Source organism: Agromyces sp. NPDC058104, from assembly GCF_042884835.1.
Taxonomy (GTDB): Bacteria; Actinomycetota; Actinomycetes; order Actinomycetales; family Microbacteriaceae; genus Agromyces.
This window is the reverse complement of sequence record NZ_JBHVTD010000003.1, coordinates 113,615-128,472: the sequence shown is the minus strand read 5'-3', so window position 1 is coordinate 128,472 and position 14,858 is coordinate 113,615. Positions and strand designations below refer to the sequence as shown.

The 14,858-nt window shown below is 70.9% G+C and carries 16 protein-coding genes; 5 read left to right on the top strand and 11 right to left on the bottom strand.

Features of this window, described 5'->3' with window-relative positions; all coding sequences use genetic code 11:
- Positions 1 to 124: 124 nt before the first annotated feature.
- The 8 genes from era to hrcA all read right to left on the bottom strand — a co-directional run bounded on the left by era (position 125) and on the right by hrcA (position 7,181).
- Positions 125 to 1,048, bottom strand: coding sequence for a GTPase Era (gene era, locus ACFVTH_RS14375; RefSeq protein ID WP_387092208.1), 924 nt, complete (start codon positions 1,046 to 1,048; stop codon positions 125 to 127).
- A complete protein-coding gene (locus ACFVTH_RS14370; RefSeq protein ID WP_387092205.1) occupies positions 1,011 to 2,327 on the bottom strand; it encodes a hemolysin family protein in 1,317 nt (438 codons plus the stop codon). The genes era and ACFVTH_RS14370 overlap by 38 nt, the downstream gene beginning before the upstream one ends.
- A 2-nt stretch (positions 2,328 to 2,329) precedes the next feature.
- On the bottom strand, positions 2,330 to 2,791 hold the full coding sequence (gene ybeY / locus ACFVTH_RS14365) for an rRNA maturation RNase YbeY (RefSeq protein WP_386941677.1): 462 nt from the start codon (positions 2,789 to 2,791) through the stop codon (positions 2,330 to 2,332).
- Positions 2,788 to 3,807, bottom strand: a complete 1,020-nt coding sequence (locus ACFVTH_RS14360; protein ID WP_387093638.1) for a PhoH family protein — start codon at positions 3,805 to 3,807, stop codon at positions 2,788 to 2,790. Before ACFVTH_RS14360 ends, ybeY begins: the two co-directional genes overlap by 4 nt.
- A gap of 67 nt (positions 3,808 to 3,874) precedes the next feature.
- Positions 3,875 to 4,237 (bottom strand): HIT domain-containing protein, encoded by a 363-nt coding sequence (locus ACFVTH_RS14355; RefSeq protein WP_387092202.1) that lies wholly within the window; start codon positions 4,235 to 4,237, stop codon positions 3,875 to 3,877.
- A gap of 24 nt (positions 4,238 to 4,261) precedes the next feature.
- The gene (locus ACFVTH_RS14350; protein WP_387092199.1) at positions 4,262 to 4,996 is read right to left on the bottom strand and encodes a 16S rRNA (uracil(1498)-N(3))-methyltransferase; all 735 of its coding nucleotides are present in this window, start codon (positions 4,994 to 4,996) and stop codon (positions 4,262 to 4,264) included.
- A gap of 13 nt (positions 4,997 to 5,009) precedes the next feature.
- Complete coding sequence (dnaJ, locus tag ACFVTH_RS14345) at positions 5,010 to 6,107, bottom strand: molecular chaperone DnaJ (protein WP_387092196.1); 1,098 nt, start codon at positions 6,105 to 6,107, stop codon at positions 5,010 to 5,012.
- 51 nt (positions 6,108 to 6,158) lie between these two features.
- The gene (gene hrcA / locus ACFVTH_RS14340) at positions 6,159 to 7,181 is read right to left on the bottom strand and encodes a heat-inducible transcriptional repressor HrcA (RefSeq protein ID WP_387092193.1); all 1,023 of its coding nucleotides are present in this window, start codon (positions 7,179 to 7,181) and stop codon (positions 6,159 to 6,161) included.
- A gap of 180 nt (positions 7,182 to 7,361) precedes the next feature.
- On the opposite strand from hrcA, the gene ACFVTH_RS14335 reads away from it, so the two are divergent.
- Together ACFVTH_RS14335 and ACFVTH_RS14330 are read left to right on the top strand one after the other, a co-directional pair.
- Positions 7,362 to 7,778, top strand: a complete 417-nt coding sequence (locus ACFVTH_RS14335) for a DUF4870 domain-containing protein (protein WP_387092190.1) — start codon at positions 7,362 to 7,364, stop codon at positions 7,776 to 7,778.
- A 111-nt stretch (positions 7,779 to 7,889) separates the two neighbouring features.
- On the top strand, positions 7,890 to 8,270 hold the full coding sequence (locus ACFVTH_RS14330; RefSeq protein WP_387092187.1) for a DUF4870 domain-containing protein: 381 nt from the start codon (positions 7,890 to 7,892) through the stop codon (positions 8,268 to 8,270).
- Here the strand turns inward: ACFVTH_RS14330 and hemW are convergent.
- Genes hemW through lepA form a run of 3 tightly spaced genes read right to left on the bottom strand, consistent with a single transcriptional unit; the run spans position 8,267 to position 12,010 of the window.
- Positions 8,267 to 9,493: a radical SAM family heme chaperone HemW gene (gene hemW, locus ACFVTH_RS14325; protein ID WP_387092184.1), complete on the bottom strand. Its 1,227-nt coding sequence runs from the start codon at positions 9,491 to 9,493 to the stop codon at positions 8,267 to 8,269. The two genes, ACFVTH_RS14330 and hemW, sit on opposite strands and share 4 nt — an antisense overlap.
- Positions 9,494 to 9,495: 2 nt before the next feature.
- Positions 9,496 to 10,146 (bottom strand): DUF1990 family protein, encoded by a 651-nt coding sequence (locus tag ACFVTH_RS14320; RefSeq protein WP_387092181.1) that lies wholly within the window; start codon positions 10,144 to 10,146, stop codon positions 9,496 to 9,498.
- 7 nt (positions 10,147 to 10,153) lie between these two features.
- Entirely contained in the window at positions 10,154 to 12,010 is a 1,857-nt protein-coding gene (lepA, locus tag ACFVTH_RS14315; RefSeq protein ID WP_386941668.1) for a translation elongation factor 4, read from the bottom strand.
- Between the two features lie 80 nt (positions 12,011 to 12,090).
- Between lepA and ACFVTH_RS14310 the strand changes: the two genes are divergently transcribed.
- From ACFVTH_RS14310 to ACFVTH_RS14300, 3 genes are read left to right on the top strand one after another with little or no spacing between them, the layout of a single operon-like run.
- The gene (locus ACFVTH_RS14310) at positions 12,091 to 13,320 is read left to right on the top strand and encodes a sensor histidine kinase (RefSeq protein ID WP_387092178.1); all 1,230 of its coding nucleotides are present in this window, start codon (positions 12,091 to 12,093) and stop codon (positions 13,318 to 13,320) included.
- On the top strand, positions 13,317 to 13,940 hold the full coding sequence (locus ACFVTH_RS14305; RefSeq protein ID WP_387092175.1) for a response regulator: 624 nt from the start codon (positions 13,317 to 13,319) through the stop codon (positions 13,938 to 13,940). Before ACFVTH_RS14310 ends, ACFVTH_RS14305 begins: the two co-directional genes overlap by 4 nt.
- Before the next feature lie 3 nt (positions 13,941 to 13,943).
- Positions 13,944 to 14,750, top strand: a complete 807-nt coding sequence (locus tag ACFVTH_RS14300) for an alpha/beta fold hydrolase (RefSeq protein ID WP_387092170.1) — start codon at positions 13,944 to 13,946, stop codon at positions 14,748 to 14,750.
- Positions 14,751 to 14,858 lie beyond the last annotated feature (108 nt).

Genomic DNA, 14,858 nt, shown 5'->3' with positions numbered 1-14,858 from the left:
CCCGAGTCGCGCTGCCGATCAGAACCCGAGCCGGCCGAGCTGCCCACGGCCCACCCGAGTCGCGCTGCCGATCAGAACCCGAGCCGGCCGAGCTGCCCACGGCCCACCCGAGTCGCGCTGCCGATCAGAACCCGAGCCGGCCGAGCTGCTTCGGGTCCCGCTGCCACTCCTTCGCGACCTTGATGTGCAGTGCGAGGTGCACCTTGCGGCCGAGGAGCCCCTCGATCTGCGCGCGCGCGGTCGTGCCGACCTCGCGGAGGCGCGAGCCGCCCTTGCCGATGATGATGCCCTTCTGGCTGTCGCGCTCGACGTAGAGGTTGGCGTAGATCTCGAGAAGGTCCTTGTCTTCGCGTTCGACCATGTCATCGACGACGACCGCGATCGAGTGCGGCAGCTCGTCGGAGACGCCCTCGAGCGCCGCCTCGCGGATGAACTCGGCGATGCGGTCGGACACGTCCTCGTCGGTGAGGGCGTCGGCAGGGTAGAGGGGCTGCTCGGACTCTGGCAGGAGGGCGAGCAGCTCGGCGACGAGCACGTCGAGCTGCTCGCCGCGCGGCGCCGAGACGGGGATGATCGCCGCCCACTCGCGCAGCCCGGAGACCGCCAGCAGCTGCTCGGCGACCTTCGACTTCGACGTGGCATCCGTCTTGGTGACGATCGCGACCTTCTTCGCCCGTGGGTACTGCTCGAGTTGCTCGTTGATGAAGCGATCGCCCGGGCCGATCGGCTCGTTGGCGGGCACGCAGAACGCGATGACGTCGACGTCGCCGAGGGTCGACTGCACGAGCGTGTTGAGCCGCTCGCCGAGCAGGGTGCGCGGGCGGTGCAGGCCCGGGGTGTCGACGAGAATGATCTGGCCGTGCTCGCGGTGCACGATGCCGCGGATCGCCCGGCGGGTCGTCTGCGGCTTCGAGCTCGTGATGGCGACCTTCTCGCCGACGAGGGCGTTCGTGAGCGTCGACTTGCCGACGTTCGGGCGCCCGACGAAGGAGACGAATCCGGCACGGTAGTCAGTCACGATGGTTCCTCTCGACGGAGTCGCCCGCATCGAACGCGGCATGGGCGTCGATGAGGGCTTGATCTGCCTCGACGAGGATCGTCGAGATGCGCTTGCGGCGGCCTTCGGTGCGCTCGGCCTCGAGACGCAGGCCCGACACCATCGCCTGTTCGCCCGACTTCGGCAGGCGCCCCAGCTCCTTCGCGAGCAGTCCGCCGGCGGAATCGACGTCCTCGTCCTCGAGATCGAGTCCGAAGAGCTCGCCGAGCTCGTCGATCGGAAGGCGGGCGTTCACCCGGTACCGGCCCTCGCCGAGGTCTTCGACCTGGGCCGCCTCGCGGTCGTACTCGTCCGAGATGTCGCCCACGAGCTCTTCGATGAGGTCCTCCAGGGTCACGAGCCCGGCGATGCCGCCGTACTCGTCGACGACCATCGCGAGGTGGTTCGACTCGAGCTGCATCTGCCGCAGGAGCGCGTCGGCCTTCATCGAGTCGGGCACGAACACCGCCGGTCGCACGAGCTCGCCGACCGTCAGCCCCTCCGCGTCGAGCGGTCGCTCGAACCCGAGCCGGGCGAGGTCGCGCAGGTAGAGGATGCCGGTGACGTCGTCGGCGTCGTGCGCGATCACCGGGATGCGCGAGTAGCCGGCCTTCAGGAACACGGCCATCGCGTGCGGCAGGTGCGCGGTCGCATCGATCGTCACCATGTCGGTGCGAGGCACCATGATCTCGCGCACGACTGTGTCGTTGAACTCGAAGATCGAGTGGATGAGCTCGCGGTCGCCCTCCTCGAGCACCTCGAATTCGGCGGCCTCGTCGACCATGCTGAGCAGCTGCTCCTCGCTCGAGACCCCGGCGAAGCGCAGGCTGCCGGGCGTGACCCGGTTGCCGAGCGAGACGAGCGCGCCCGCGAGCGGGCCGATCAGCACGCGCAGGAAGTGGACGAGCGGGGCGGTCAGCCGCAGCACCATGGGGGCGTGCGCGCGCCCGACGCTCCTCGGGCTCGCCCCGACCAGGACGAAGGAGGCCGCCGTCATGATGAGCGCCGCGCACAGCAGCACGAGCCAGATGTCGTCGATGAAGAAGGTGAAGGCGAGCGTCACGAGCACCGCTGCAGTGGTCTCGGCGACGATGCGCACGAAGTTCACGGTGTTGACGTGGGCGCCCGTGTCCTCGGCGATCGCGAGGATCGACCGCCGGGCGCGGGCGCCGAGGGCGAGATCGGTGAGGTCGGCACGGGAGCTCACGCCGACCGCCGCGTCGACGGCGGCCATGAGGCCGCCGAACGCGACGAGCAGGAAGGCGGCGCCGAGGAAGAGCCAGGGCAGCATGGTCAGCGGCGGCGCTCCTGCATCGCGAAGCCCACGAGGATGTCGCGCTGGATGCCGAACATCTCCTTCTCTTCATCGGGCTCGGCGTGGTCGAACCCGAGCAGGTGCAGGATGCCGTGGGTCGTGAGCAGGAGCAGTTCGTCGACGAGACCGTGGCCGGCGGTGCGGGCCTGCGACTCGGCGACCTGCGGGCAGAGCACGATGTCGCCGAGGAGCCCCGGCGGGGTCGGCGCCTCTTCGGTGCCGGGCCGGAGTTCGTCCATCGGGAAGCTCAGCACGTCGGTCGGGCCCGGCTCGTCCATCCACTGCACGTGCAGCTGCTCCATGGCGCCCTCGTCGACGAGCACGATGGCGAGTTCGGCGTCGCGGTGCACGTGCATCGCGTCGAGCGCGTAGACCGCCAGCCGCTGGATCGCGGCCTCGTCGACCTCGATCGCGGATTCGTTGTTGATCTCGATGCTCAAGACGTGCCCCTTCTCGGCAGGTGGTCGCGGGGTCCGGCGTGGCCGCGCCGCTCGGCGCGGTTCGCGAACTCGCGGGCCTCGGCGCGCTCGAAGCGCTGGGCCTGCTGCCGCTGGTCGAACTCGGTGTAGGCGTCGACGATGCGGCCGACGAGGGTGTGCCGCACGACGTCGTCGCTCGTCAGCCGGGCGAAGTGGATGTCGTCGATGCGATCGAGGATGCGGGTGACGAGGCGGAGCCCCGACGCGCCGCCGGGCAGGTCGACCTGGGTGACGTCGCCCGTGACGACCATCTTCGAGCCGAAGCCGAGGCGCGTGAGGAACATCTTCATCTGCTCGGGCGTCGTGTTCTGGGCCTCGTCGAGCACCACGAACGAGTCGTTGAGCGTGCGGCCGCGCATGTAGGCGAGGGGCGCCACCTCGACGGTGCCCGAGGCGAGCAGCTTCGGCACGAGCTCCGGGTCCATCATCTCGTTGAGCGCGTCGTAGAGGGGGCGCAGGTAGGGGTCGATCTTGTCGGTCAGGGTGCCGGGCAGGAACCCCAGCCGCTCGCCCGCCTCGACCGCGGGCCGGGTCAGGATGATGCGGCTGACCTCCTTGCGCTGCAGGGCCTGCACGGCCTTCGCCATGGCCAGGTAGGTCTTGCCGGTACCGGCCGGGCCGATGCCGAACACGATCGTGTTCTCGTCGATGGCGTCGACGTAGGCGCGCTGGCCCTCGGTCTTCGGCCGGATGCTCTTGCCCCGGCTCGAGACGATGACCTGTCCGAGCAGTTCTGACGGCTTCGCGTCGGGATCGGCGTCGAGCATGCGAGCGGAGCTCCTCACTTCGGTCGGGGTCGGATCCTGGTCGTGGCGCACGAGCTCGAGCAGCTCCTCGATGAGGCGGCGCACGCGGCGGCGTTCGTCGACGTCGCCCCGGATGGAGATCTCGTTGCCCCGGACGTGCACCTCGACGCCCGGGTACTCGCGCTGGACGGTCGTGAGCAGTCGATCCTGCGGGCCGAGCAGGCGCACCATGGCGACGCCGTCGATGCGGAGGCGCTCCTCGTCGGCGCCGGCCTCGGGCGCGTCGGGATCGATCGATTCAGGCTCCGGCAAGTGTGCCCTCCTCGAGGCCGCCGGCGAGGACGTGCGCGTGCACGTGGAAGACGGTCTGACCGGCGGATGCCCCGGTGTTGAACACGAGCCGGAAGTCGCCGTCGGCGAGCTCGGCGGCGATGCCCCGGGCGACCTCGACGAGCTCGGCGAGCAGCTCGGGATCGCCCTCGGCGAGGCCCACGACGTCGCGGTAGTCGGCCGTCTTGGTCGTGACGACCACGTGCACCGGCGCCTGCGGCGCGATGTCGTGGAACGCGATCACCCGGTCGGTCTCCGCGACGATGCGCGCGGGGATCTCGCGCGCGACGATGCGCTCGAAGACGGTCGGTTCAGCGGGCGAGTCGGTCATCACTCCATCGTAGCGAGCGATGGGCTACCACCGCCCGAGCGCCGCGTTGAGCACGGCGATCGCGGCGGGCCCCGCCGTGGAGGTGCGCAGCACCGAGGCGCCGAGGCGCACCGGCTCGGCGCCCGCCGCCGTGAGCTTCGCGAGCTCCTCGGGCGAGATGCCGCCCTCGGGCCCGACCACGAGGGCGAGGTCGCGGCCGTCGGGCCGCAGCTCGGAGAGGGGCGTCGTCGCGGTCGGCTCGAGCAGCAGCATCCGCATGCCCTCGAGACGCGCAGGCAGCTGCGCCGTGGTCGCGACCGGAGACACCTCGGGCAGCCACGAGCGGATCGACTGCTTGACGGCCTCGCGGACGATGCTCGCCCAGCGTGCGCGGCCCTTCTCGGCCTTCGGCCCCTCCCAGCGGGAGACCGACCGGGCCGCCGCCCACGGGACGACGGCGTCGACGCCGAGCTCGGTCGCAGCCTGGACGGCCAGCTCGTCGCGGTCGCCCTTCGCGAGCGCCTGCACGAGCGTGATCGTGATCTCGGGGCGTTCCTCGACGAGCACCTCCTCGGCGAGGAGGGTGAGCTCGCGCGACTCGGTCGCGACGACCTGCCCCCGCACCACGGCCCCGCGGCCGTCGCCGATGGAGATGCGCTCACCCGGTCGTACGCGGGCGACCGTGACGGCGTGGCGCGCCTCGTCGCCCGTGAGCCGGAGCTCGGCGCCGGGCACGAGCCCCCCGAGGTCGAGGGTCTCGTCGAGGTAGAGGCTGCTCATCGTACGGCCCTCGTCAGCCGAGGAAGCGGTCGCGCAGGCGGGCGAAGAGCCCCTGCTGGAAGTGGGTGAGCTCGGGCGAGGGCGACTTCTTTGATGCGGCGAACTGCGAGATGAGGTCGCGCTCCTTCGACGAGAGCTTCGTCGGCGTCACGACCTGGACCCCGATCTTCAGGTCGCCGCGACCGTTGCCGCGGAGGCGCGACACGCCGCGGTCGCGCACGGTGACGACCTCGCCGCTCTGGACGCCGGCCTTCAGCTCGACCTCGACGTCGCCGTCGAGCGCGTGGATCGTGGCATTCGTGCCGAGGATCGCATCGGTCATGGCGACCTCGAGGGTCGCGAGCAGGTCGTCGCCGTTGCGGCTGAACACGTCGTGGTTCTTGACCTTGATCTCGAGGTAGAGGTCGCCGTTGGGACCGCCGGCGGGGCCGGCCTCGCCCGAGCCCGGCATCTGCAGGCGCACGCCCGTGTCGACGCCCGCGGGGATGTCGACGGGGACGGTGCGACGGGCGCGCACGCGACCCTGGCCCTGGCAGGTGACGCACGGCGTCGCGATGATGGTGCCGTAGCCGCGGCAGGTGCCGCACGGGCTCGAGGTCATCACGTTGCCGAGGAGCGAACGCACCTGGCGCTGGATCTGACCCGTGCCGCGGCAGATGTCGCACGTGACGGGCGAGGTGCCCGGCTGGCAGCACGAGCCCTGGCAGGTCTCGCAGCGCACGGCCGTGTCGACCTCGATGTCGCGATGCGTGCCGAAGATCACCTCGTCGAGGCCGACCTCGACGCGGATGAGGGCGTCCTGGCCGCGCTCGCGCCGCGACCGCGGCCCCCGGCTCTGCTGGCCCGCGCCGAAGAAGGTCTCGAAGATGTCGCCGAAGCCGCCGAAGCCCTGGCCGCCGAAGCCGCCCTGGTCGCCGAGGTCGTACTGCTGGCGCTGCTTCGGGTCGGAGAGCACGTCGTACGCGTGCGTCACCTCCTTGAACCGCTCGGACGCCTCGGCACCGGGGTTCACGTCGGGGTGGAGTTCGCGAGCCAGTCGGCGGTACGCCTTCTTGATCTCGTCGGGCGTCGCTTCGCGCGAGACGCCGAGGACCTCGTAGTGGTCGGCCACGGAGGGCTTGTCCTTTCGATTGCGGATGCCGGTCTTGCGACGGGCGGAAGGTCAGCTCTCGCCGAGCGTGCGGGAGAGGTAGCGGGCGACCGCGCGGACGGCGGCCATGCTGTTGGAGTAGTCCATGCGGGTGGGGCCGACGACGCCGAGTCGCGAGATGTCGCGGCCCGGGATCTCGAAGGCGCTCGAGACGATCGAGGTCTCGCCGAGCCCGAACGAGGCGTTCTCGCGACCGATGCGCACCGCGACGGCGTGCTCGTCGCCCGACATCTCGCCGAAGAGCTTGAGGAGCACCACCTGCTCCTCGATCGCCTCGATCACGCCGAGGATCGAGCCCGCGAAGTCCTGCTCGGTGCGCACGAGGTTGGCGGCCCCGGCCACGACGAGCCGGTCGCTGCGCTGCACTCGCGCCTGTTCGGCGAGGGTCGCCGCGAGGGTGTGCAGCACCGCTGCGTGGCGCGGGTCGACGGCGTCGATCTCGCCGGAGAGGAGCGCCGTCGCATCCGCCATGGTGGTGCCCGCGACCAGCTCGTTCAAGCGCAGCCGCAGCTCGGCGAGCGTCGACTCCTCGACGGGCTGCTCGAGCTCGGCGAGCCGCTGCTCGACCTGGCCCGAGTCGGCGATGAGGATGCAGAGCACCCGGTTCGGCGAGAGCGAGACGAGCTCGACGTGGCGGACTCGCGCACTCGCGAAGCTCGGGTACTGCACGACCGCGAGCTGCTTCGTGAGCTGCGAGATGAGGCGCACGGTGCGGGCGAGGAGCTCGTCGAGGTCGCTCGACTCGCCGAGGAATGTCTCGATGGCCTGCCGCTGCGCCGAGCTCAGCGGGCGCACCTCGGTGAGCTGGTCGACGAAGACGCGGTACCCCTTGTCGGTCGGGATGCGACCGGAGGAGGTGTGCGGCGCGGCGATCAGCTCCTCCTCTTCGAGGAGGGCCATGTCGTTGCGGATCGTGGCCGCGGAGACGCCGAACGCGTGACGCTCGACGATGGTCTTCGAGCCGACGGGCTCGCGCGACGCGACGTAGTCCTGCACGATCGCCCGAAGGACCGCGAGACTGCGTTCTGAGGCCATGCCCCGCTCCCTCCGACGACTTAGCACTCGATCTGTCTGACTGCTAATCATATCGCGACATCCGGCGACGACGCCGTTGCCCGCGGCGGTTCGCAGCGCTACCGTATGGATGTCCCGCGAGTCCCCGGGGCCGCGACCCCCTCCCGCACCCGAGTACACCCGAAGCCCGAAAGGCGTGCAATGACCGAGCCCAACCCCCCGCAGCCCGACCCCGCCGGCCAGCCCCAGCCCGCCGCAGCCGGCCCGCTCACGCGCGAGCAGGACCTGCAGTGGGCCTCCTTCGCCCACCTCGGCGGCATCCTCGGGTTCCTGCCCTCGCTGATCATCTGGCTCGTCTTCAAGGACCGCGGCCAGTTCACGAACGTCGAGGCGAAGGAGGCGCTGAACTTCCAGATCACCGCAGCGATCGCGTACGTCGCCATCCTGATCGTGAACTCCGTGCTCTCCGCCGTCACCTTCGGCTTCTGGGCGCTGATCGGGTGGATCCTGCCGCTCGCCCTCTGGGTCGTCGTCATCGTCTTCTCGATCCAGGGCTTCCTCAAGGCGAAGGACGGCAACCACTACCGCTACCCCTTCGCCATCCGGCTCATCAAGTAGCAGCCACCTTTCGAGCGCGCCGCCGGGGCTCTTCCCGCGGCGCGCTCTGCTGTGCCAGCATGACGGTTGACGAAGTCTCGCCTTCGGGCGACCCGAGCAAGGAGAAACCCCATGTCCGACGCCACCCCGCCTCCCCCGCCGGCGAACCCCTACGGCCAGAGCCAGCAGCTGAGCCCGTCAGATGAGAAGCTCTGGGCGACGCTCATCCACATCGGCGGCATCTTCTTCAGCTTCGTGCCCGCCCTCATCGGCTACCTCATCCTGAAGGACAAGGGGCCCTTCGTGCGCGCGCACACCGCGACCGCGCTGAACTTCCAGATCACGATGGCGATCGCCTACGTGGTCGGCATCATCCTGACCTTCGTCCTGATCGGCATCTTCGTGCTGATCGCCGTCGGTGTCGTCACGATCGTGTTCAGCATCATCGCCGCCGTGAAGGCCAACCAGGGCGAGGCATACACCTACCCGCTCGCGATCAAGTTCGTCAGCTAGCCCTCGAGCAGCTGCCGGACCACCGCGTCGGCCAAGAGCCGCCCTCTCCTGGTGAGCGTCAGCACACCCGAGAGGGCGGCTTTCGCGTCGACGAGGCCGTCGGCGATGAGCGCGGCGACGGCGTGCCGCCCGCCCGCGTGCAGGCTCGAGATCTCGAGTCCCTCGCGGATGCGGGTGGAGAGCAGCACGCGCTCGGTCTCACGGGTCGGCCCGTCGAGCACCTCGCGGCCGACGGCCGGCGAGACGCCCGCCGCGATGCGGTCGGCGTACGCGGAGGGATGCTTCGCGTTCCACCAGCGCACGCCGCCGACGTGGCTGTGCGCGCCGGGACCCACGCCCCACCAGTCGTCGCCCCGCCAGTAGCCGAGGTTGTGGCGCGAGCGCTGCGCGGGGCTCGACGCCCAGTTGCTGACCTCGTACCACTCGTACCCGGCCGCCTCGAGCTGCTCGTCGACGAGCTCGTACATGTCGGCCTCGAGGTCGTCGGAGGGCTCGGCGAGCTCGCCGCGGCGGATCTGCCTGGCGAGCTTCGTGCCGTCCTCGACGATGAGGGCGTAGGCGCTCAGGTGGTCGGGGCGCTGCGCGACCGCGTGCTCGACGCTGCGGCGCCAATCGTCGAGCGACTCCCCCGGCGTTCCGTAGATGAGGTCGAGGCTGACGTCGAGGCCCGCGTCGCGCGCCCAGCCGACGACGAGCGGCACGCGCTCGGGATCATGGGTGCGGTCGAGCGCGGCGAGCACGTGGGGCACCGCCGACTGCATGCCGAACGAGACACGGGTGAAGCCGCCGTCGGCCAGCCGCGCGAGATCGTCGGGGCCGACCGAGTCGGGGTTCGCCTCGGTCGTGACCTCGGCGCCCGGCACGAGGCCGAACTCGTCGCGAACCGCGCCGAGCATCGCGACGAGGTCGCCTGCGGGCAGCAGGGTCGGCGTCCCGCCGCCGAAGAAGACGGTCTGCGCCGGTCGAGCGGGCTGGCCGGATGCCTCGAGCACCCCCCGCGACATCCGGATCTCGCCGATCGCCTGGCCCGCGTAGTCGCTCTGCCGCGCCCCCCGCAGTTCGTCGGAGGTGTAGGTGTTGAAGTCGCAGTAGCCGCACCGCACCCGGCAGAACGGCACGTGCACGTAGACGCCGAACGCACGGTCGTCGGCGCCGAGTGCGGCCGACGACGGCAGCAGGCCGTCGGCCGGTGCGGGGTCGCCGAGCGGCAGCGCGGCGCCCACGGCTACGCGCCGCTCGCGGGGTGGAGCGCCCGGAGCTCGTCGCGGGTGAGCTCGCGGCGGCGACGGCGGCGAGCCGGCGCGAGCACGGTACTCAGTCCACCCGCGGTGGCGAAGATCGACCGGATCGTGAGCCAGACGGTGTCGTCGTCGCGATGCTCGAGGATGAACGACTCCTCGCCCGTCTCGGCACCGTTCGACGTCGTGCCGTACGCGAATCCGATGCGGTTCGGCTCGTCGATGACGTACACGACGAGCACGGGGGTCTTCGTCGCGCCGAAGCGACGTCGGCGCACGAGGGTCGCGGTCATGCCGGCGGCGATGTAGGCGGTGCCGTCGGCGCCGAAGCGGTCCTCCGTGCGGGGCGCGGGCTGCTCGGAGAGCGGCGACCCGTCGTGGTCGAACACGATGCCCGGGTACTGCGCGCCCGTTCCCGCGGAGACGTCGGCGACCGTGAAGCCCGAGCCGCGCTGCACACCCCAGGTCATCAGCGCCTCGGCCGAGCGTTCGAACCGCTCGCGACCCGAGCCGAGCCGCACCGAGTCCTCGGCGGGGCGGAGGCCCGACGGCGGATAGCGGAGGAAGTCGGGGTCGAGGGTCGCGCCGATCGCGCCATAGGTGACGGACTGGTCGGTGAAGGTGCTTCTACGGGTCATCGGGGGTCTACTTCTTCGCGTCCTTCTTCTCGACGTCGCCGCTCAGCGCGGCGATGAACGCCTCCTGCGGAACCTCCACGCGGCCCACCATCTTCATGCGCTTCTTGCCCTCCTTCTGCTTCTCGAGGAGCTTGCGCTTCCGGCTGATGTCACCGCCGTAGCACTTCGCCAGGACGTCCTTGCGCATCGCTCGGATCGACTCGCGGGCGATGATGCGAGCGCCGATCGCGGCCTGGATCGGCACCTCGAACTGCTGTCGCGGGATGAGCTCGCGGAGCCGCCCGGTCATCAGCACGCCGTACGCGTAGGCCTTGTCGCGGTGCACGATCGCGCTGAACGCGTCGACCTGCTCGCCCTGGAGCAGGATGTCGACCTTCACGAGGTCGGCGGCCTGGTCGCCAGTCGGCTCGTAGTCGAGGCTCGCGTAGCCCGCGGTCTTCGACTTCAGCTGGTCGAAGAAGTCGAACACGATCTCGCCGAGCGGCATGTTGTAGCGGATCTCGACGCGGTCCTCGCCGAGGTACTCCATGCCGAGCAGCGTGCCGCGGCGCGACTGGCAGAGCTCCATGATGGTGCCGACGTAGTCCTTCGGGGCGAGGATCGCGGCCTTCACGACGGGCTCGCGCACCTCGGTGATCTTCGCACCGGTCGGGAACTCGCTCGGGTTCGTCACCGTGACCGTCTTGCGGTCCTCGGTCGTGACCTCGTAGACGACGCTCGGCGCGGTCGCGATGAGGTCGAGGCCGAACTCGCGCTGGAGGCGCTCGGTCACGATCTCGAGGTGGAGCAGGCCGAGGAACCCGCAGCGGAAGCCGAAGCCGAGCGCGACCGAGGTCTCGGGCTCGTACACGAGCGACGCGTCGGAGAGCTTCAGCTTGTCGAGCGCCTCGCGGAGCTCGGGGTAGTCGCTGCCGTCGATCGGGTAGAGCCCGGAGAACACCATCGGCAGCGGCTCGGTGTAACCGGCGAGCGGTTCGGTCGCGGGCTTCACGGCCGTGGTGACGGTGTCGCCGACCTTCGACTGGCGCACGTCCTTCACGCCGGTGATCAGGTAGCCGACCTCGCCGACGCCCAGGCCCTTCGACGGCTGCGGCTCGGGCGCGCTCACGCCGATCTCGAGGATCTCGTGGGTCGCCTTCGTCGACATCATCTGGATGCGCTCGCGCGGCTTCAGCTGGCCGTCGATCATGCGGACGTAGGTCACGACGCCGCGGTAGCTGTCGTAGACGGAGTCGAAGATCATGGCGCGCGGCGGGGCGTCCGCATCGCCGACCGGAGCGGGGATGCGCTCGACGACGCGGTCGAGGAGCTCCTCGACGCCGACGCCCGTCTTGCCCGAGACCTTGAGCACGTCGTCGGGCGAACCGCCGATGAGGTCGGCGAGCTCCTTCGCGTACTTCTCGGGGTCGGCGGCCGGCAGGTCGATCTTGTTCAGCACGGGGATGATCTCGAGGTCGTTCTCGAGCGCCAGGTACAGGTTCGCGAGCGTCTGGGCCTCGATGCCCTGGGCCGCGTCGACGAGGAGGATCGCGCCCTCGCACGCCGCGAGCGACCGCGAGACCTCGTACGAGAAGTCGACGTGACCGGGGGTGTCGATCATGTTGAGGGCGTAGGCGCGGTCGCCCTGCTGCCACGGCATGCGCACGGCCTGGCTCTTGATCGTGATGCCGCGCTCGCGCTCGATGTCCATGCGATCGAGGTACTGCGCGCGCATGTCGCGGTCGCTGACGATGCCCGTGATCTGGAGCATGCGGTCGGCGAGCGTCGACTTGCCGTGGTCGATATGCGCGATGATGCAGAAATTGCGGATCGACGCGGGGTCGGTGGCGGCGGGCACCGGCGGGTTCACAGCTCTCGGAGACATCCCGACGATTCTCCCACGACTTCGCTTCAGACTTTCGACGGATGCCTCGCGGCGGGCCCCGAGACTACGCTCGAAGCACCATGACGACGGCTGAGACCCCCCTCCTGGGCGACGAGCGCGTGGCGCGATCGGCGCTGCGGCCGGTCTTCGTCGCGCTCCGGCTCGGCCTCCACCTCCTCGTCGTCGGGCTCACCCTCTTCGTCATCGTGCGCGCCCTGCTCGCCGACGACCAGGCCGAGGTGCCCATCACGATCCTCGCCGTCGCCTTCCTCGCCTGCTACGGCGCGGGCATCGCGACCGCGCACCGGCACCTGCCGACGTTCGCGCGCGTGCTCTGGCTCGCGTCGCTGCTCGCCCTCTGGGTCGGCATGTCGGCGCTGACGCCCGACGCGGCGTTCCTCGCCTTCCCGCTCTTCTTCCTCGAGCTGCACGTGCTCGCGGCGCCGATCTCGGTGCCGCTCGTCGTCATCACCTTCGGCCTCTCGGTGTGGGGCACGGCCACCCATCTCGGCTTCGAGGTCGGATCGATCCTCGGGCCGCTCATCAGTGCGGGCGTCGCCATCGTGATCGGGCTCGGTTACCGGGCCATGTCGCAGGAGACGCAGGAGCGCCAGGCGCTCATCCTCGACCTCATCGCCACCCGCGAGGAGCTCGCGGCTGCGAGTCGCGAGGCCGGCACGCTCGCCGAGCGCGAGCGTCTCGCCCGCGAGATCCACGACACCGTCGCGCAGGGACTCTCGAGCATCCAGATGCTGCTGCACGCCGCCGAGCGCGACGTCGACGACGAGCGGGTGAGCGAGAAGCTGCGGCTCGCCCGTGAGACGGCCGCCGAGAACCTCGGCGAGGCGCGCCGGTTCATCCGCGAGCTCACCCCGCCCTCGCTCGACGAGCAGACGCTCCCGTCCGCGCTCCGGCGCCTCACCGAGGCCGTGAACGAGCAGGCGAGCCAGGCCGGCGCGGGCACCCGGGTCGAGTTCGCGACGAGCGGCGAGCCCGTGCTGCTGCCGATGGCCGTCGATGCCGCGCTCCTCCGCATCGCGCAGGGCTCGCTCGCGAACGTGCTGCGCCACGCGGACGCCCGGGCGTGCTCGCTCACCCTCAGCTACCTCGGCGACGAGGTCGCGCTCGACGTCGTCGACGACGGGCTCGGCTTCGACGCCGAGGCGGTGGCCCGCCGCGCCGACCCGGCGGAGTTCGGGCTCCGCGCCATCCGTCGCCGAGCCGAGGAGCTCGGCGGCACGGTCGACCTCGAGACCGCCGTCGGCGAGGGCACGGCGCTCTCGGTGCGCATCCCGGTGGTGGCGTCGTGATCCGGCTGCTGCTCGCCGACGACCACCCCGTCGTCCGGGCCGGCATCCGCGCGATGCTCGAGTCGGAGGCCGACCTCGAGGTCGTCGGCGAGGCCGCCACCGCCGAGGACGCGGTGCGGCTCGCGCAGGGCGATGCGATCGACCTCGTCCTCATGGACCTCCAGTTCCCGGGCGCCGTGCAGGGCGCGGAGGCCACGCGCCGCATCCGGGCGGTGCCCGGCGCCCCGCGCGTGCTCGTGCTCACGAACTACGACACCGACGCCGACATCCTCGGCGCGATCGAGGCCGGTGCGAGCGGGTACCTGCTCAAGGACGCCCCGCCCGACACACTGCTCGCCGCGGTGCGCGCGGCCGCGGTCGGCGAGCAGGCGCTCGCTCCGGGCCTCTCGTCCCGGCTCGACGCCTCCCAGGCCTCGGGTGAACGCCTCACCGTGCGCGAGGCCGAGGTGCTCTCGCTCGTCGCCGAGGGCCGCACCAACCGCGAGATCGGCAAGACGCTGTTCCTCAGCGAGGCGACCGTGAAGTCGCACCTCGTGCACATCTTCACGAAGCTCGGCGTCGGTTCCCGCACGGCGGCCGTCGCGCGCGCCCGCGAACTCGGGGCGATCAGGGCGGGCTGAACGATGCCCCGCGCACGCATCGTGCTCGTCCACGGCATCCGCACCTCGGCGACGATGTGGCGGCGGCAGCTGGAGGCGTTCGCGGTCCACGGGATCGATGCGGTGGCGATCGACCTTCCCGGCCACGGCGCGCGCATCGGCGGGGAGTTCTCGATCGACGAGGCGATGTCGATCATCGACGCCGCGCTCAACCCCGCGGGAGCGGCTGAGGATGCCGGGCGCGCTGGCGGGAGTCACGACGTCGTGCCGCGCCTGCTCGTCGGGCTCAGCCTCGGCGGCTACCTCGCGATCGAGTTCGCGGCGAGGCATCCCGATCGGCTCGACGGACTCGTGGCGGCCTCGTGCGGAACGCTCCCCCGCGGCCCGGCGCTCGCCGCGTACCAGTCGATCGCCGCGTCGATCGCCCGCCTGCCCGACCGCGGGCGCGGGCTCAACGACGCGGTCGCGTCGCTCTTCCTCAGCCGCGAGGCGGTGCGCGACATCGTCGACGGCGGCGTCGCCCTCGACGTGATGGCTCCGGCGCTCACCGCGGTCGGGCGGCTCGATCCGCGCGCGGCGGTCGCGAAGGTGCGCGTGCCGATCTGGTTCGTGAACGGACGGTTCGACCACTTCCGCCTGCAGGAGCGCATCCTGCTGCGCGCGGCGAACGACGCCCGACTCGTGATCGTGCCAGGGGCGACGCACCTCGTGAGTCTCACGCGACCCGACGACTTCACCGCGGTGGTGCTCGGCGCGGTCGCCGAGCTCGACCGTCGTGCCGCTCGCCGCCGCCGCGACGACGCCCGCCGCATTGGTGCCGCCCGCGCGTAGCTGGTATCGTTGTCTGTTGGCTTGCCGTGTGGGTCCCACCCCGCACGATCGCCGGGCACGAGCCCCTCTACCTCGTGACGGCACATCCTGTACCCACACGAGAACGAA